The 15,907-nt window shown below is 66.0% G+C and carries 15 protein-coding genes; 5 read left to right on the top strand and 10 right to left on the bottom strand.

What is annotated here, in order from left to right; genetic code table 11:
• Positions 1-9 precede the first annotated feature (9 nt).
• The gene (locus J5M67_RS11300) at positions 10-381 is read left to right on the top strand and encodes a diacylglycerol kinase (protein WP_207885401.1); all 372 of its coding nucleotides are present in this window, start codon (positions 10-12) and stop codon (positions 379-381) included.
• A 156-nt stretch (positions 382-537) separates the two neighbouring features.
• Here J5M67_RS11300 and J5M67_RS11295 read toward each other — a convergent pair whose 3' ends face one another.
• A complete protein-coding gene (locus tag J5M67_RS11295; protein ID WP_207885400.1) occupies positions 538-1,464 on the bottom strand; it encodes a LysR family transcriptional regulator in 927 nt (308 codons plus the stop codon).
• A gap of 222 nt (positions 1,465-1,686) precedes the next feature.
• On the opposite strand from J5M67_RS11295, the gene fpr reads away from it, so the two are divergent.
• Complete coding sequence (gene fpr, locus J5M67_RS11290) at positions 1,687-2,463, top strand: ferredoxin-NADP reductase (protein ID WP_015476307.1); 777 nt, start codon at positions 1,687-1,689, stop codon at positions 2,461-2,463.
• Between the two features lie 167 nt (positions 2,464-2,630).
• On the opposite strand, the gene J5M67_RS11285 is transcribed toward fpr, so the two are convergent.
• The gene (locus tag J5M67_RS11285) at positions 2,631-3,044 is read right to left on the bottom strand and encodes a VOC family protein (RefSeq protein ID WP_207885399.1); all 414 of its coding nucleotides are present in this window, start codon (positions 3,042-3,044) and stop codon (positions 2,631-2,633) included.
• 60 nt (positions 3,045-3,104) lie between these two features.
• On the opposite strand from J5M67_RS11285, the gene J5M67_RS11280 reads away from it, so the two are divergent.
• On the top strand, positions 3,105-3,407 hold the full coding sequence (locus tag J5M67_RS11280; RefSeq protein WP_207885398.1) for a putative quinol monooxygenase: 303 nt from the start codon (positions 3,105-3,107) through the stop codon (positions 3,405-3,407).
• Positions 3,408-3,413: 6 nt separating this feature from the next.
• Here J5M67_RS11280 and tsaA read toward each other — a convergent pair whose 3' ends face one another.
• Both tsaA and J5M67_RS11270 read right to left on the bottom strand, forming a co-directional pair.
• The gene (tsaA, locus tag J5M67_RS11275) at positions 3,414-4,112 is read right to left on the bottom strand and encodes a tRNA (N6-threonylcarbamoyladenosine(37)-N6)-methyltransferase TrmO (RefSeq protein ID WP_207885397.1); all 699 of its coding nucleotides are present in this window, start codon (positions 4,110-4,112) and stop codon (positions 3,414-3,416) included.
• Positions 4,113-4,159: 47 nt separating this feature from the next.
• Positions 4,160-4,933, bottom strand: coding sequence for an SDR family oxidoreductase (locus J5M67_RS11270; RefSeq protein ID WP_207885396.1), 774 nt, complete (start codon positions 4,931-4,933; stop codon positions 4,160-4,162).
• 216 nt (positions 4,934-5,149) lie between these two features.
• Between J5M67_RS11270 and J5M67_RS11265 the strand changes: the two genes are divergently transcribed.
• Positions 5,150-6,682 carry a glycosyltransferase family 39 protein gene (locus tag J5M67_RS11265; RefSeq protein ID WP_243434622.1) on the top strand — a complete coding sequence of 511 codons (1,533 nt, stop codon included), beginning with the start codon at positions 5,150-5,152 and terminating at the stop codon, positions 6,680-6,682.
• Here J5M67_RS11265 and J5M67_RS11260 read toward each other — a convergent pair.
• The 3 genes from J5M67_RS11260 to rimO are packed head-to-tail and all read right to left on the bottom strand — an operon-like array spanning position 6,630 to position 8,839.
• Positions 6,630-6,998 carry a DUF2784 domain-containing protein gene (locus J5M67_RS11260; RefSeq protein ID WP_207885394.1) on the bottom strand — a complete coding sequence of 123 codons (369 nt, stop codon included), beginning with the start codon at positions 6,996-6,998 and terminating at the stop codon, positions 6,630-6,632. The two genes, J5M67_RS11265 and J5M67_RS11260, sit on opposite strands and share 53 nt — an antisense overlap.
• Before the next feature lie 7 nt (positions 6,999-7,005).
• Positions 7,006-7,467, bottom strand: coding sequence for a DUF1456 family protein (locus J5M67_RS11255; protein WP_207885393.1), 462 nt, complete (start codon positions 7,465-7,467; stop codon positions 7,006-7,008).
• A gap of 49 nt (positions 7,468-7,516) precedes the next feature.
• Positions 7,517-8,839 carry a 30S ribosomal protein S12 methylthiotransferase RimO gene (gene rimO / locus J5M67_RS11250; RefSeq protein ID WP_207885392.1) on the bottom strand — a complete coding sequence of 441 codons (1,323 nt, stop codon included), beginning with the start codon at positions 8,837-8,839 and terminating at the stop codon, positions 7,517-7,519.
• Positions 8,840-9,082: 243 nt separating this feature from the next.
• On the opposite strand from rimO, the gene J5M67_RS11245 reads away from it, so the two are divergent.
• Positions 9,083-10,987: a potassium transporter Kup gene (locus tag J5M67_RS11245; RefSeq protein WP_207885391.1), complete on the top strand. Its 1,905-nt coding sequence runs from the start codon at positions 9,083-9,085 to the stop codon at positions 10,985-10,987.
• Positions 10,988-11,224: 237 nt separating this feature from the next.
• Here the strand turns inward: J5M67_RS11245 and J5M67_RS11240 are convergent, their stop codons facing one another.
• The 3 genes from J5M67_RS11240 to mprF all read right to left on the bottom strand — a co-directional run bounded on the left by J5M67_RS11240 (position 11,225) and on the right by mprF (position 15,844).
• A complete protein-coding gene (locus J5M67_RS11240; RefSeq protein ID WP_207885390.1) occupies positions 11,225-11,788 on the bottom strand; it encodes a cytochrome b in 564 nt (187 codons plus the stop codon).
• A gap of 134 nt (positions 11,789-11,922) precedes the next feature.
• A complete protein-coding gene (locus J5M67_RS11235) occupies positions 11,923-13,197 on the bottom strand; it encodes a virulence factor family protein (RefSeq protein ID WP_207885389.1) in 1,275 nt (424 codons plus the stop codon).
• A 1-nt stretch (position 13,198) separates the two neighbouring features.
• Complete coding sequence (gene mprF, locus J5M67_RS11230; protein ID WP_207885388.1) at positions 13,199-15,844, bottom strand: bifunctional lysylphosphatidylglycerol flippase/synthetase MprF; 2,646 nt, start codon at positions 15,842-15,844, stop codon at positions 13,199-13,201.
• Between the last annotated feature and the right edge of the window lie 63 nt (positions 15,845-15,907).

Below are 15,907 nucleotides of genomic sequence, written 5' to 3'. Positions count from 1 at the left end.
GAATCACTCGTGTCCGCTTCCCCCTTCAAAGGCCAGACCGGCCCGAAACGCATCATCAATGCTGCTGGTTATTCCCTGGCCGGCTTCGTCGCCGCCTTCAAGGGTGAAGCGGCCTTCCGCCAGCTGGTGCTGATCAACGTCATCCTGATCCCGCTGTCGTTCTTCTGCGACGTCACCCGTGGCGAGCGCGCGCTGCTGATCGCCGTGTGCCTGCTGGCACTGATCGTCGAACTGCTCAACTCCGCCATCGAGGCGGTGGTGGACCGGGTTTCGCTGGAGCGCCACCCGCTGTCGAAGAACGCCAAGGACATGGGCAGCGCCGCCCAGTTCGTGGCGCTGACCATCATCACCGTGACCTGGGCGGGGATTCTGCTGGGCTGAGCCTCGGTCATCCCCTGTAGGAGCGAGCTTGCTCGCGAACCTGCAAGGCACGGTGCGTTCTCGTTCGCGAGCAAGCTCGCTCCTACAGGTGAGGCGAAACTTCCGTAGGAGCGGACTCCGTCCGCGATGGGCCTCGCGCCGAAGCGGGGCGGGGCGTCATGGAATCATCGGCAGCACGATTTCGTCGCTGCGCGTCACGCCCGCCGTTTCGCTTCGGCACAGGTCGAGGAATTCGCGCATGGTCGCGGTCTGGTACTTCTGCCGGTGCCAGATGAAGTAGAACTGCCGGCGCAGGTCCAGGTCCGGGGTTTCCACCGGCACCAGGCTGCCGCGGCGGAAGGCGTCGCGCAGGGCCAGGCGCGAAATGCAGCCGATCCCCAGCCCCGACTCCACCGCGCGCTTGATCGCCTCGGTGTGCTCCAGCTCCAGCCTCACGTTCAACGGCTCCACATGGTGCCGCATGGCCTGGTCGAAGGTCAGGCGCGTGCCGGAGCCCTGTTCGCGCAGAATCCAGGCTTCCTCGATCAACCGTGGCAGGTCCGCGCGGCCCTCGCGCGCCAGCGGGTGCTGCGGCGCGCAGAACACCACCAGTTCGTCCTCCATCCAGGGCTGCACTTCGATATCGGGGTGCTGGCAGTCGCCTTCGATCAATCCCAGGTCCAGCTCGTAGTGGGCGATGCGCTGCACCACGTGTGCGGTGTTGTGCACGTGCAGGCGCACCCGGCAGTCCGCCTGGCGCTGCATGAAGCGGCCGATCAGCAGGGTCGCCAGGTAGTTGCCGATGGTCAGGGTGGCGCCCAGGTCCAGCGAGCCGAAGGCGCTCTTGCCGTTGAGCATGTTCTCGATCTCGCTGCCACGGTCGAGCAGCGCCACCGCCTGGGGCAGTAGCTGGCGGCCGAGGGCGTTGAGGGTCAGGCGCTTGCCGGAGCGGTCGAACAGCTTGCAGTCGAACTGCCGCTCCAGCTCGCCGAGTGCGGTGCTGGTGGCCGACTGCGACATGGACAGCGCTTCGGCGGCGCGGGAGACGCTTTCCTGCTGGGCGACGGCGACGAAGACTTCGAGCTGGCGCAGGGTGAACTTCATGGATGGGGCTCCGGAAAAGACCGCGCGACATTTCGTCACCCCGGCGTAGGAAGGGCCTGACGGTATCCTTTCGCGGCGACTTGGGCGGCCTTATCTGCGTTTTGGATTAGCAATATCCAGATAATTTATTTTGCGGATATTGTCGCCGCCTATAAAATGTCGCGCAATTGCGCTACGTCCGGGATTCGCTGGGGTGCGCCACGTTTCTCCTAGGAGTCCTTGATGAGCAACCTGTACACCGAACGCGTTCTCAGCGTGCACCACTGGAACGACACCCTCTTCAGCTTCAAGACCACCCGTAACCCGGGCCTGCGCTTCAAGACCGGCCAGTTCGTGATGATCGGTCTGGAAGTCAACGGTCGTCCGCTGATGCGCGCGTACAGCATTGCCAGCCCGAACTACGAAGAGCACCTGGAGTTCTTCAGCATCAAGGTCCCGGACGGTCCGTTGACTTCGCGTCTGCAGCACCTGAAGGAAGGCGACGAGCTGATGGTCAGCCGCAAGCCCACCGGCACCCTGGTGCTGGACGACCTCAAGCCCGGCAAGCACCTGTACCTGCTGAGCACCGGCACCGGCATGGCGCCGTTCCTGTCGGTCATCCAGGATCCGGAAGTCTACGAGAAGTTCGAGAAGGTCATCCTGGTCCACGGCGTGCGTTGGGTCAGCGAGCTGGCCTACGCGGACTTCATCACCAAGGTTCTGCCGGAGCACGAGTACTTCGGCGACATGGTGAAAGAGAAGCTGATCTATTGCCCGCTGGTCACCCGTGAAGAGTTCCATAGCATGGGCCGCCAGACCGACCTGATGCGCAGCGGCAAGCTGTTCGCCGACATCGGCCTGCCGCCGATGAACCCGCAGGACGACCGCGCCATGATCTGCGGCAGCCCGAGCATGCTGGACGAGACCAGCGAAGTGCTGAACGGCTTCGGCCTGCAGATTTCCCCGCGCATGGGCGAGCCGGGCGACTACCTGATCGAGCGCGCCTTCGTCGAGAAGTAAACCGCGCTGTTCAGTTGAAAGAACGCCGCGATTCCTTTGGGATCGCGGCGTTTTTTTATGGCCGAATTTCTTCCGGCGACTGGATTTACGTAGGAGCGGACTCCGTCCGCGATGGTTTCCGGCGCGGTGCGGACTCATCGCGGACGGAGTCCGCTCCTACAAGTGCTTCAAGCCAGGCGCTGCCCCGAAACCGCCGGGTGATACAGCGGCTGCACCTTGTTCCCCGCCGGGTCGAGCAGGTGGAAGCTGCGCGCGCCGTCGCCATGGTCGAAGGGACGGTCCAGCAGGGTCACGCCACGGGCCTTGAAGTACTGGTACCAGGCTTCCAGCTCTTCCACGCTGTCGACGATGAAGCCGTAGTGATCCATGGTCTGCAGACCATTGGCCGCCCCAAAGCCACGCCCGAGGGAGAGGTTGTCGTTGCCGCAGGTGAGGTACACCAGGTCCTCGTTGGCGCGGTTGAGCACCTGCATGCCGAGCACGTCGACGTAGAAGCGCTCGCATTCCTCCAGATTCGGTACCAGCAGGGCGAGATGGCGAAGGCCGTTGAGGCGGCCGGGGCGGGCAGGGAGATCGGACATGGACGGGATTCCTTTTTTGTATACAATTTGTTTTTAAATTTAAAACAAAAGGATCGCCCTGTGTACAGTCTCTTTATCAAGACCCGTGTGAAGCCCGGCACCGCCGAGGAGTTCCTGGCTGCCATCAAGGTCAATGCCGCCGCTTCCGTAAGCAGCGAGCCGGGTTGCCTGGTGTTCGATGTCTCCCAGGACCGCGCCGATCCGGATGTGATCTACCTCTACGAGATCTACCGCGACGACGCGGCGTATGACGCGCACACCCAGACCGCGCATTTCCGCGACAGCCGTCCGCTGGTGGAGCCGCTGATCCTCGAGCAGGAATGCTTCGAGAGCGAGGTGATCGCCCTCAATCCGGCGAGCTGAGGCGTTTCAGCCTTCGCTGCGGGCGAGGTCGAGCACGCGGATTTCGCCTTCGGCGGGGTAGTGCCAGTGCACGTCCAGGTCCCACAGGCGCACGCCATAGCGGCGCTCGGGTGGCGGCTTCTGGTAGGCCGGGCGCGGGTCCTGGGCGAGGCACTGCTCGACGAGCTCGCGCACCGGCTGGCCGAGGCGCAAGCCGTGCTCGATGGCCTGGCGCAGGGCCTCGTCGCTCCAGTGCACGGCGATGGACGCAGGCGGGGCATCGGCGATGGCGTTGCGTGCGTCGGCGACGATGTCGGCGTAGGGGACGTAGGGCTTGATGTCGATCACCGGCGTGCCGTCCAGCAGGTCGATGCCGGAGAGCCAGAGGCGGCCGGGCTCGACCTTCTCCAGTTTCACCACCGATTGGCCGATGCCGTTGGGCCTGTGGGTGGCGCGGGTGGCGAACACGCCCAGCGAGCGGTTGCCGCCCAGGCGCGGCGGGCGCGCTTTCAGCCGTGGCTTGTCTTCCAGCGCCTGGTGGAAGAGGAAGATCAGCCAGACGTGGCTGACCTGCTCCAGCCCCTCCACCGCATCGCCGGTGTCGAACGGCGGCAGCAGTTCCAGCACGCCGGTCGCGGCCGGGGCCAGTTGCGGCTGGCGCGGGATGGCGAACTTCTCCTTGAAGCAGGAGCGGACGTGGCCGATGGGCGAGATGGTATAGGACATGGCGGCACGGGCTGTTGCAGGGGCCGCCATGGTACCTGATCCGGCGATTATCCGAGGTGGAAGCCGCCATCGATGGGGATGATGTTGCCGGTCATGTAGGCGCCCGCGGCGCTCGCCAGGCTGATCGCCAGGGCAGACATTTCTTCCTCTCGGCCCCAACGGCCCATGGGGATGACGGCGGCGTCCGCGGCCATGGCCTGCTCGTCGTTGGCGATGTGGCGGGTCATTTTGCTGGGGAAGCGGCCGGGGGCGATGACGTTGACGTTGATGTGGTCGCTCACCAGTTCGCGGGCGAGCATGCGCGACAGCTGGTGCAGCGCGGCCTTGCTCGGGCCATAGGCATAGGCGTTCTCGCCGTGGGAGGTGACGCCGGCCACCGAGCCGATGTTGATCACCCGCGCGGGGCTTTCGGCGCTGCCGGCCTTCTTCAGCAGCGGCAGCAGTTGCTGGATGCAGCTGAACACGGCGGTGACATTGAGTTGCATAACCTTCTCCCAGCCGGAGGCGGGGTAGCTTTCCAGCGGCGCGCCCCAGGTGGTGCCGGCGTTGTTCACCAGGATATCGAGGTGGTCCAGGCGCTCGTTCAGCTCGGTGGCGAGGGCGCGGACGCCTTCTTCGGTGGCGAGGTTGGCGGGCAGGCCGATGCACTGGCCGTACTGCGACAGCTCAGCGGCGGTCTCGGCGCAGGCGGCGCCGTCGCGGGCGCAGATGATGACTCTGGCGCCGGCTTCGAGCAGGCCCTGGGCAATCATCCGGCCAATGCCGCGGGTACCGCCGGTGACCAGCGCGGTCTTGCCCTCGAGGGAAAAATAGCGGTGCATGAGCCTCTCCTGGCTGCGAAATTCGCCTCACCGTAGCGGGATTGCCGAGGACCTCCGAGCACTATCGAGAACGCAAATGGCGACGCATCACATCCGTACTGCGCTTTCTTAACCGGCGCATAACCTCTGCTGCCCTAGTCTCCACGGATCTTCGAGTGGCTGGGGGGCCGGGTGATGCAGGGGTGGAGCAGAGAGCGCACGGCGTTGGCGTTGCTCATGGGCGTTTCGACGTTGTTGCTGGTGTTCGGCCTGGGCGGGCGCGAAGTCTGGGGGGCGGAGGTACGCTGGGCGGACATCGTGCTGCAGATGCTGCAGTCGCGGGACTATCTTGACCCCTACCTGAGCGGTGCGCCGTACTACGACAAGCCTCTGCTGTCCTACTGGCTGATCGCGGCGCCGGCCAGCCTGTTCGGTCTCAATCACTGGAGTCTGCGCGCCAGCAGTGTGCTCGCGGGGCTCGGCAGCGTCTGGCTGGTCTGGTGGCTGGGCGAGCATCTGCTGCGCAAGGGCACCGGCCTGCTGGCCGGCTGGCTGATGGCGACCACCTTCTATTTCCTGTTCTGGGCGCGGGTGGCGACTGCGGACATGCTGACCGTGTTCGGCGTGCTGGCGGCACTGGCCTGGTACTGGCGCGGGCCGGAGGATACGCGCTTCACGCGCTACCTGGGATTCTGCCTGATCCTCACGCTGAGCTCGCTGTGCAAGGGCCTGATCGGATTCGTCCTGCCGGTCCTCATGCTGTTGCCGCACCTGTTCAGCGCCGGTCGCTGGCGGATGCATGTCAACCTGCGGCTGGTGGCGGCGCTCGTGGTCGCCGGGAGCGTGTACGCGATTCCCTTCGTGCTGTCGCACCTGTACGGCCAGCCCACCTATGGCGAGAGCGGACTGGCCCTGGTGTTCCGCGAGAACGTGGTGCGCTTCTTCCAGCCCTTCGACCACGAGGGGCCGATCTACACCTACCTGATTTATCTGCCGGTCTACACCTTGCCCTGGGCGCCACTGTGGATCATCGGGTTGTGGTACGCGGCGCGTCACTGGAAGCAGCTGGAGCCCAACGCGCGCTGGCTGGTCTGGTCCCTGGTACTGCTGTTCGTGTTCTTCACCGCCAGTGGCAGCCGACGGAGCTACTACGTGCTGCCGCTGGTGCCGTTCGCCCAGCTGCTGGCGGCCTGGTGGGTGGTGGAGTCCCGTCATCGGCGCGGTCTCGCCGGGCTGGGGCGGATCTGGCCGCGTGCGCTCGGTGCGGGCGCGGTAGTGATGCTGCTGGTGCTGGGCGTGGCCTACCCATGGAGCAATGGCGGCGGTGGGGTTCCGGGATTCGCCAGCGACGTGCGCAGCCAGGCAGAACGGACGGCGCCCTGGTCGCAGTGGCGGGTGCTGATCCTGGGCGAATATGACGCGCGGCTGCCGATGTACCTGGAGAGGCGCGGCTCGCCTCAATCGCATCCATTCCATTTCGAGCGCTCGGGATACCCACAGGGCGACAGCGCCACGCTCTTCGCCTGGTTGCGTGAGCACACCGGCGAAGACTGGGACCCTGCGAGGACCGTGATCATCACCCAGGCATCGCATCCGGGGCAGCGCCCATTGGGCTGGCTGGCCGCGGACCATGGGGTGATCGAGTCGGGGCCGAACAACGGGCAGCGGCTGGCACACAAGAGCGGGGAGGTCAGCCTGGCCTATCTCCCCGCGGGGATCAGCGCGGGTGCAGTAGCCGCAGGGCCAGCAGCAGATAAGGCGGGAGATTGATCGCCAGCACCACCAGACCGAGGCCGATCTGGATCGCCTCGGTCAGCCCGGCGGGGTAGATCAGCGGGAGCAGATAGTGCTCGATGAAGCCGCCGTCGTAGCCCAGTTCGCCCGCCGCCTGGCGGAAGTGGTTTTCCAGCGGCGTCAGCGGGCAGTAGAGGTGGAGGAACTCCACCGCCATGCCCCAGGCCGCCGCCGGCAGGTGCAGCCAGGCCAGGCGCGGCCAGCGCAGCACCAGCAGGCCGCCGAGCAGCACGAAGAGGATGAACCCCAGGTGCAGCAGGACCACGGCGTCGGCGGCAAGACGGGCGAGCATGGTCGCCTCAGCGCTGCTGGCGCTGGGTCAGGCCCTTGAGGAAGTTGCGCAGCAGCTGGTCGCCGCAGGGCCGGTAGTTGTTATGGCCGGGCTTGCGGAACAGCGCGCCCAGTTCGGTCTTGGTGACGATGAAACCCACGCTGTCGAGGATCGCGAGGATGTCGTCGTCACGCAGCTCGAAGGCCACGCGCAGCTTTTTGAGGGTGATGTTGTTGGTCAGCGGCAGTTCCACCGGCGGCAGCGGGCGCGATTCGTCGCGGCCGCGGCGATGCACGATCAGGCCGTCGAGGAAGTGCGCCAGCACGCGGTCGCTGCACGGTTTGAAGTCCGGCTCGTCGTCGCGTGCGAGGAAGGCGCCGACATCCTCGGTGCTGAGGTTGAAGCCGGCCAGCGCGGTGATCTCGGCAACCTGCGTGTCGCGGATGTCCAGCAGGTAGCGCAGGCTGCGCAGTACGTCGTTGTTGGTCATGTTCTTTCCATCCAAATGAAGAGCCCCGCATCAGCGGGGCTCTTGCGGATCAGACCAGTTCGGCCCAGAGGTCGTACTCGTCGGCGTCGGTGATGCGCACGCGCACCTTGTCGCCCGGCTTCACGTCGAAGGTATCGATGTACACCGCGCCGTCGATTTCCGGGGCGTCGGCGAAGGAACGGCCGACCGCGCCTTCATCGTCCACTTCGTCGATCAGCACGTCGATTTCCTTGCCGATCTTCAGTTGCAGGCGGGCGGCGGAGATCGCCTGCTGGTGCGCCATGAAGCGCTCCCAACGGTCCTGCTTGACGTCGTCGGGCACGATTTCCAGACCCAGGTCGTTGGCCGGGGCGCCTTCCACCGGGGAGTACTGGAAGCAGCCGACGCGGTCGAGCTGGGCTTCGGTCAGCCAGTCCAGCAGGTACTGGAAGTCTTCCTCGGTCTCGCCGGGGAAGCCAACGATGAAGGTGGAGCGGATGGTCAGCTCGGGGCAGATCTCGCGCCACTTCTTGATGCGCGCCAGGGTCTTGTCCTCGAAGGCGGGGCGCTTCATGGACTTGAGCACTTTCGGGCTAGCGTGCTGGAAGGGGATGTCCAGGTAGGGCAGCAGCTTGCCCTCGGCCATCAGCGGGATCACGTCGTCGACGTTGGGGTACGGGTAGACGTAGTGCAGTCGCACCCACACGCCCATGGAGGAGAGCGCCTGGCACAGCTCCAGCATGCGGGTCTTCACCGGCTGGCCGTCCCAGAAGTCCATCTTGTACTTCAGGTCCACGCCGTAGGCGCTGGTGTCCTGGGAGATGACCAGCAGCTCTTTCACGCCAGCCTTGACCAGGCGCTGGGCCTCGCTGAGCACGTCACCGACCGGGCGGCTGACCAGCTTGCCGCGCATGGACGGAATGATGCAGAAGCTGCAGCTGTGGTTGCAGCCTTCGGAAATCTTCAGATAGGCGTAGTGACGCGGGGTCAGCTTGATGCCCTGCGGCGGCACCAGGTCGATCAGCGGGTTGTGCTCGGCCTTGGGCGGGATCACCTCGTGGACGGCGTTGACCACCTGCTCGTACTGCTGCGGGCCGGTCACGGCCAGCACGCTGGGGTGCACGTCACGGATGCTGTCTTCGGCCACGCCCATGCAGCCGGTGACGATCACCTTGCCGTTCTCGGCGATGGCTTCGCCAATGGCGTCCAGGGACTCGGCCTTGGCACTGTCGATGAAACCGCAGGTGTTCACCACCACCACGTCTGCGTCCTGGTAGGTGGGGACGATTTCGTACCCCTCCATGCGCAGCTGGGTGAGGATGCGTTCGGAGTCGACAGTCGCTTTCGGGCATCCGAGCGAGACGAAACCTACTTTGGGGGTGGCGGTGGACATGTGCGGCTAACCTCGAAGGGCGCGCTGGTGGCGCCTCTGATCAAAAAGTGCGCAATTCTAGCGGCAGCCCGCGCGCTTGACCAGTCTCCCTGGGACAAGCTGTCGCAGATGCCCGCAAGCGCGTGCCAGCCGGTAATTGTGGGCAACAGGCTCTATAGTCTTTCAAATCGAATGCGACCGGCTCTTGCATCGACGAAAGGGTCGGAGCAGGATGCGCCGAATTTTTCTGAGGAATCTTGTTACATGTCCGATGCAAGCGCCGGCACCGTTGAGCATGAACAGCCCCATTCCAGCTCCGCGATCGGCCTGATGGTCGGCGCCGTGGGCGTCTGCTACGGCGATATCGGCACCAGCCCGCTGTATACCCTCAAGGAAGTCTTCGTCGGCGGTTATGGCGTACAGCCCAACCATGACGGCGTGCTCGGCGTACTCTCGCTGATCTTCTGGTCGCTGATCTGGGTGGTGTCGATCAAGTACGTGATCTTCGTACTGCGCGCCGATAACCAGGGCGAGGGCGGGGTGATGGCGCTGTCGGCCCTGGCCCGCCGCGCCGCCACTGGCCGGCATCGGTTGCAGGCGTTCGTGGTGATCGCCGGCCTGATTGGCGCGGCGTTGTTCTACGGCGACAGCATGATCACCCCAGCGATCTCGGTGCTCTCGGCCATCGAGGGCCTGGAGATTGCATTCACCGGCCTGGAGCACTGGGTGGTGCCGCTGTCGCTGATCGTGCTGGTCGGCCTGTTCCTCATCCAGAAGCATGGCACCGCGCGCATCGGCATCCTCTTCGGTCCGATCATGGTGGCCTGGTTCGTGGCCCTGGCGGCGCTGGGCGCCTACGGCGTGTCGCAACAGCCGGAAGTGCTGAAGGCGATGAACCCGGCCTGGGCGCTGAACTTCTTCATCTCCCACCCGGGGATCGGCGTGGCCATCCTCGGCGCTACCGTGCTGGCGCTGACCGGTGCCGAGGCGCTGTACGCGGACATGGGCCACTTCGGTCGCAAGCCGATTGCCCGCGCCTGGTTCGCCCTGGTGCTGCCTGCATTGGTGCTCAACTACTTCGGCCAGGGCGCGACCATCCTGGTCAACGCCGATGCCGCGCGTAACCCCTTCTACCTGACCGCACCGAGCTGGGCTTTGGTACCTATGGTGGCGCTGTCTACCGCAGCGACCGTGATCGCGTCCCAGGCGGTGATTTCCGGCGCCTTCTCCCTGACCCGCCAGGCCATTCAGCTCGGCTTCGTACCGCGCATGGTGATCCAGCACACCTCCAGCCACGAACAGGGCCAGATCTATATCGGCATGGTGAACTGGGCGCTGATGGTGGGCGTGGTGCTGCTGGTACTCGGTTTCGAATCCTCCGCCGCCCTGGCCTCGGCCTACGGCGTTGCGGTGACTGGCACCATGCTGATGACCACCCTGCTGATGGGCGTGGTGATCTGGCTGCTGTGGAAATGGCCGCTGTGGCTGGCCATTCCGTTCTTCCTGATGATGCTGCTGGTGGACAGCCTGTTCTTCGCCGCCAACCTGCCCAAGGTCGTCCAGGGCGGCGCCTTCCCGGTGGTTGCCGGTATCGGCCTGTTCATCCTGATGACCACCTGGAAGCGCGGCCGCCAACTGCTGGTGGATCGCCTCGACGAAGGTTCGCTGCCGCTGCCGCTGTTCATCTCCAGTATCCGCTCGCAGCCGCCGCACCGCGTGCAGGGCACCGCCGTGTTCCTCACCGCGCGCTCCGACGCCGTGCCCCATGCGCTGTTGCACAATCTGCTGCACAACCAGGTCCTGCACGAGCAGGTGGTGCTGCTCACCGTGGTCAACGAAGACAGTCCGCGGGTCAGCCCGGATCGCCGTTTCGAGGTGGATGCCTACGGTGAGGGCTTCTTCCGCGTGGTGTTGCACTTCGGCTTCATGGAAGACCCGGACATTCCGCTGGCGCTCAAGCTCTGTCACCTCAACGAACTGGACTTCAGCCCGATGCGCACCACCTACTTCCTCAGCCGCGAGACGGTGATCCCGTCCAAGCTGATCGGCATGGCGCGCTGGCGCGAGGGGCTGTTCGCCTTCCTGCTGAAGAACGCCAACGGCAACCTGCGTTACTTCAACCTGCCGCTGAACCGGGTGATTGAGCTGGGGACGCAGGTGGAGATCTGAGTTTCCGCTGTATGAAAAAAGCGCGCCGACGGCGCGCTTTTTCTTTGGGGCTTTTGTAGGAGCGGAGCTTCTCCGCGATCACCGCGATAGCGGTGCCCTCTGATGCCGGCCTATCGGCCGGATCGCGGATAAGATCCGCTCCTACGAGAGCACGCCAGACTCAGGCTGCGGAGCGCCCCATGGGCGCGATTCGCTGGCATGGCCCGTTCCTGCGGCGGCGTACAGCCGCGAACGGATTCACTCCGGTCGTGCCTCGCCCTTGCCCGGCAGCATGCGCACCAGGGTGTTGTCGCGGCTGATGTAGTGGTGGAACAGCGCCGCCAGGGCGTGCAGGCCGATCATCCAGTAGCCCAGCACGGCGATGGTCTCATGCCATTCCTTGACCTGCTTGGCCAGATCCGGGTTCTTGTCCACCAGATGGGGCAGTTCCATGCCCCAGAAGGGGATCGGCTTGTCGGCGGCGCTGAGGATCACCCAGCCGGCCAGGGGGAGGCCGATCATCAGGCCGTAGAGCGCTACGTGCATCAGCTTGGCCAACTTCATCTGCCAACTCGGCGGCGCCGGGTAGATCGGCGGGGTCGGGTAGATGAAGCGGGCGATCAGGCGCAGCCAGACCAGCACGAAGACGCTCAGGCCGAGCACGAAGTGCCAGTGCTTGAGGAACTCGCGGGCTTCGCTGCCCTTGGGGAAGTTCCCGCGCAGTTCCATGCTGGCGTACACCGCCGCGATCAGCAGCAGCATGATCCAGTGCATGGCGATGGAAAGGCTTCCGTAGCGGGAGGGTTTCTTTGTCAGGCTCATGACGTTTCCTTGTGTGGCTTCGCGGACCCCGCTCTGGCAACGGGGCTGACAGTGTCAGTCTAGAGCCTTAAGCCAGTCTGAAGCAGCCCCGCTGCAGGGAGAAAGGGCCGCTTTGCGCGGCCCTTTGACGAGGATCAGCCTTCGTTGTCGGCCGCCTGGCGGGTGCGGATGGCGTCGACCAGGCGCTTGGCGAGCGCCGGATAGTTCTCGTCGAAATGGTGGCCGCCGGGGAGCTGGAGGTTTTCCCCGACCGACTGCGGCTGGGTGCAGCCGCTCTCGTCCTTCTCCTCGATACCGTACACGCACAGCACCTTGGGTCCTGGCAGGCGGGCCATTTCCGGGCCGGTGGCGGCTTCCTGGCCGGCCTTGCCCAGCCAGCCCTGCACTTCGATCTCGAAGCTGCCGCTGCGGGCGAAGGCCAGCAGGATCACGGCGCTGACATCCTTCTTGGCGTCGGCCGGCAGGCGGTTGTAGATCGCCGGCAGCACGTCGGCGCCGAAGGAGTAGCCGGCCAGCACGAAGTGCTTGGCGCCCCATTTCTGGCGGTAGTGCTGCATCAGCACGGCGAGGTCGGCGGCGCTCTGCTCGGGGCTCTTGTGCTCCCAGAAATAGCGCAGGGCATCGACACCCACCACCGGGTAGCCCAGCTCGGCCATCTGCGCGGCGACGTCGCGGTCCAGGTCGCGCCAGCCACCGTCGCCGGAGTAGAACAGGGTGACGGTTTCCGACGGCTTGGCGGCGGGGACTTCCACCACCGGCACGTTGTCGTTGCCGCCTTGCAGCAGGTGGTGCAGCTGGTCGGCAAGGACCTTGGGCAGCGGCGTGTCGTAGTCGCTGATCACTGTCTCGGCATTCTTCAGGCCACGGGCGAAGCGTGCGCTGGGATCATCCGGGTTGTCGTTCCAGGCGGCCAGCCAGTGACCGTGGGCGGCGCTCTGCGGCAACGGCGTGGCGGCGCAGTCGGGCTTGTCCAGGGAGAAGCCGACCGACAGGGCGTGGGCCTTGTCGTCACTCTGCCCGGCGAGCCAGCGCCAGGCATAGGCGCCGCCTTCTCCGATGCCGGCGACCAGGGTTGGCTGGCCCTCCAGCAGCTCGCTGGCAGCCTTGATGCGTGCCTGTTGGGCGGCGCAATCCTTGTCCGGGAAGACGAACTGCACCACGCGGGCGCCCGTGTCGTGGGCCAGGGCCAGCAGCTGGCCGTCGTCCAGTTTCTGGTCCGGCTGCACCGCCAGCAGGACGCGCGCGGTGGGTTGCTTGGCGGGGATGGCCAGGCCGACGGCGCTGCCGTCGGCCAACTGGCGGTGTTCCAGGACGGCCTGGGCGGCGGGGCGGCTCCACAGCAGCAGGCCTGCGGCGATGATGACCAGGAGGAGCAGGGCGAGCAGGTGCCGCCAGCGACGTTTCAACATTTCAGCGTTTCACCAATCCACTCAGACCGCCGGCAATCAGGGCGGCGGTATCGGCCAGGGCCACCAGCGGATCCAGTCCGGCGGGCACGGCGAGGTAACGGGGCTCCCAGTCGGGCTGGAACTTGTCCTTGAAGCGGCGCAGCCCCTGGAAATTGTAGAACTGCTCGCCCCGGCGGAAGACCAGGGCGCCCAGGCGCTGGGTCAGCGGCGCGCCACGGCGCGGCTGCAGGCCGGCGAGCGGCACCATGCCCAGGCTGAAGCGGGTGTGCCCGCTTTCCTTGTAATGCAGGATCAGGCCGAGCATGAGGAATTCCATGGTCAGCTTCGGCGCGTCGGGCGCCATGCGCATCAGGTCGATGCTCGCCACGTCCTTGCTGCCGGTTTCCAGCAGGTTGGCGAAGGCCACGGCGCGGCCCTCGTGGCGGATCACCACAATGCGGAAGTAATTCAGGTATTCGGGAGTGAAGCGGCCCAGGGAGAAGCCCTTCTCGCGGACGTTCTTGCCGCCCAGCCAGGCGTCGGAGATCGCCCGCAGTTCCTCCATCGGCGCCTGGCCCGCCTCGTGGAACTCCAGGCTCAGGCCGTCGCGCTGACCCCGGTTCCAGGTGTAGCGCAGGTCCTTCATTTCCTTGCCCTTGTTCTCCAGGTCGAAGCGGCGCAGGTCGACCCGCGCCTCCTCGCCAAGCTTGAGGGCGGTCAGGCCGATGTCCATGTACAGCGGCAGGTTCTCCGCCCGTACCTGGTAGAACACCGGGCGTGCATGGTGCAGGTCGCAAAGGTCGCGGAATTGCCAGATCAGCTCGGCGCGGGACTGCGCCGGGCCCACCGGATCGAACAGCGCCACCAGGCTGCGGCCACGGCGGGCATACATCAGGAAGGCGTCGTTGCCGGCGTGGAACAGCAGTGCCTTGTCGCCGGACAGCGCCAGGCCGCCATCCGGTTGCGAGGAGTTGGCGAGGATGCCGGCGGCGATGTCCAGTTCTTCGCGGCTGGGCTCGAGAATGGCCGGCGGCTCGGTGCGCAGCAGCCAGTACAGCGCCAGGGCGGCCAGCAGCAGGCAACTGCCCAGGGCGGCGCGCAGGCCGCGCGGCGCGTCGGCGTCCAGGGCGAACTGCCACCAGAGCTCCTGATCGTAGGGCACGTCCTGGTAGGCGAACAGCAGCAGCCAGATGGACGCGGCAATGACGCAGGCGGCCGCGCCCAGGTAAAGCGGCGAGAAGGGCAGGTCCATCAGGCGGCTGCGGCGGTAGAAGGCGCTGCGGAAGACCACCAGCAGCGCGGCGGTGAAGCTCAGGATCAGTGCTTCTTCCCAGTCGAAGCCCTTGAGCAGCGACAGCGCCGCGCCCGCCACCAGCAGGCCGAGGGTCAGTGCCCAGGCGGCGGACAGGCGGCGGCGCAGGCCGTAGGCGAGCAGCAGGCAGAGCACGCCGATCAGGCTGGCGGCCAGGTGCGAGGCATCGATGAGGCGGTGCGGCACCAGGAAGCCGATTTCCTCCAGACGGGTGTCGATGGAGGGCGTGGCGCCGGAGAACAGCAGCACGACGCCGGAGATGAACACCAGCAGCGAGAGGATCTGCGCGGCGAAACCGGAGGTGATCCGTACCGCCTGCTTGGCCACCAGTACCCGGCGTGCTTCGAGGAACAGTAGCAGCAGGCAGGCGACGATCAGCGGCAGTACCACGTAGATCAGGCGGTACAGCAGCAGCGCGGCGGCCAGCGGCGCGGCGCCCAGTTGCCCGGCGAAGGCTGCCAGCAGCACTGCCTCGAAGACCCCGACGCCGCCCGGAACGTGGCTGAGCACGCCGGCCGCCAGGGCGATCAGGTAGACCAGCAGGAAGGCGCCGAAGGGCGGCGCTTCCGGCAGCAGCATATATAGAACGGTGGCAGCGGCGGCCACGTCCAGCGCGGTGATCAGCAGTTGCAGCAGCGACAGGCGCAGGCCGGGCAGGCGCACGGTGCGGCGGCCGACGCGCACCAGATGGCTGTCGGGGGATGGCTGCTCCGGCAGGCGGCGGCGTTCGATGCCAACCACCAGCAGGATGCAGAAGGCCAGGATGCCCACGGCGAGCACCGCCACCAGCCAACTCGGCAGGTGCAGGGCCAGCGAGGCATCGGACAAGTCGCTCAGGGCGGCCAGCGCGGCCAGTATCGGCAGAGCGCAGCCGAGGGAGAGGCTGGCGAACAGGGTCATCCGCGCGACTTCGGCGGCGCCCAGGCCCTGGCGGGCATACAGGCGATAACGTACCGAGCCGCCGGAAAGCATCGACAGCCCGACGGCATTACCGATGGCGAAGGCCGAGAAGCCGCCGGTCAGCAGCGCCGAAGGGGAGAGTTTCACCCCGGCGAAGCGGGTGGCCGACCATTCGTAGCCCAGCAGGGTGATGAAGCCGGCAACGGTAGCAGCGAAGGCGCCGGCCAGGGAGGCGGTGGGGACGTCGAGAATGGCGTCGTGCAGGGAGTAGGCGTCGATGTCGCGCAGCAGGTGGTAGCAGGCGATCAGCGCGAGGCTGAACAGCAGCAACGTGACGCCCAGACCGATCGCCTGGCGATTGGCATTGATCCAGTGCAGAAGCCCGTGTTGCTGCGGCCGTTCGCCGAACGCGGGGCTATCTGGTGGGGCAGGGTTGGCGCTCATCGGGCACCTCATCGATTTTGCGCGACAGAGTAGGGGCAGTGGCGCGATTTCCCAAGTCTCTCGGGAGGATTTCTT

Origin of the sequence: Pseudomonas sp. 30_B, from assembly GCF_017491605.1 — a bacterium.
Lineage (GTDB): Bacteria > Pseudomonadota > Gammaproteobacteria > Pseudomonadales > Pseudomonadaceae > Pseudomonas.
Note: the sequence above shows the minus strand (reverse complement) of the source record. Positions and strands in the feature narration are given on the sequence as shown.

Excerpts from the sequence above, each read along its gene's own strand:
- J5M67_RS11295 (WP_207885400.1), bottom strand. The coding sequence starts at position 1,464 with ATGAAGTTCACCCTGCGCCAGCTCGAAGTCTTCGTCGCCGTCGCCCAG.
- fpr (WP_015476307.1), top strand. The coding sequence starts at position 1,687 with ATGAGCAACCTGTACACCGAACGCGTTCTCAGCGTGCACCACTGGAAC.
- J5M67_RS11285 (WP_207885399.1), bottom strand. The coding sequence starts at position 3,044 with ATGTCCGATCTCCCTGCCCGCCCCGGCCGCCTCAACGGCCTTCGCCAT.
- tsaA (WP_207885397.1), bottom strand. The coding sequence starts at position 4,112 with ATGTCCTATACCATCTCGCCCATCGGCCACGTCCGCTCCTGCTTCAAG.
- J5M67_RS11270 (WP_207885396.1), bottom strand. The coding sequence starts at position 4,933 with ATGCACCGCTATTTTTCCCTCGAGGGCAAGACCGCGCTGGTCACCGGC.
- J5M67_RS11265 (WP_243434622.1), top strand. The coding sequence starts at position 5,150 with ATGGGCGTTTCGACGTTGTTGCTGGTGTTCGGCCTGGGCGGGCGCGAA.
- J5M67_RS11260 (WP_207885394.1), bottom strand. The coding sequence starts at position 6,998 with ATGCTCGCCCGTCTTGCCGCCGACGCCGTGGTCCTGCTGCACCTGGGG.
- J5M67_RS11255 (WP_207885393.1), bottom strand. The coding sequence starts at position 7,467 with ATGACCAACAACGACGTACTGCGCAGCCTGCGCTACCTGCTGGACATC.
- rimO (WP_207885392.1), bottom strand. The coding sequence starts at position 8,839 with ATGTCCACCGCCACCCCCAAAGTAGGTTTCGTCTCGCTCGGATGCCCG.
- J5M67_RS11245 (WP_207885391.1), top strand. The coding sequence starts at position 9,083 with ATGTCCGATGCAAGCGCCGGCACCGTTGAGCATGAACAGCCCCATTCC.
- J5M67_RS11240 (WP_207885390.1), bottom strand. The coding sequence starts at position 11,788 with ATGAGCCTGACAAAGAAACCCTCCCGCTACGGAAGCCTTTCCATCGCC.
- J5M67_RS11235 (WP_207885389.1), bottom strand. The coding sequence starts at position 13,197 with ATGTTGAAACGTCGCTGGCGGCACCTGCTCGCCCTGCTCCTCCTGGTC.
- mprF (WP_207885388.1), bottom strand. The coding sequence starts at position 15,844 with ATGAGGTGCCCGATGAGCGCCAACCCTGCCCCACCAGATAGCCCCGCG.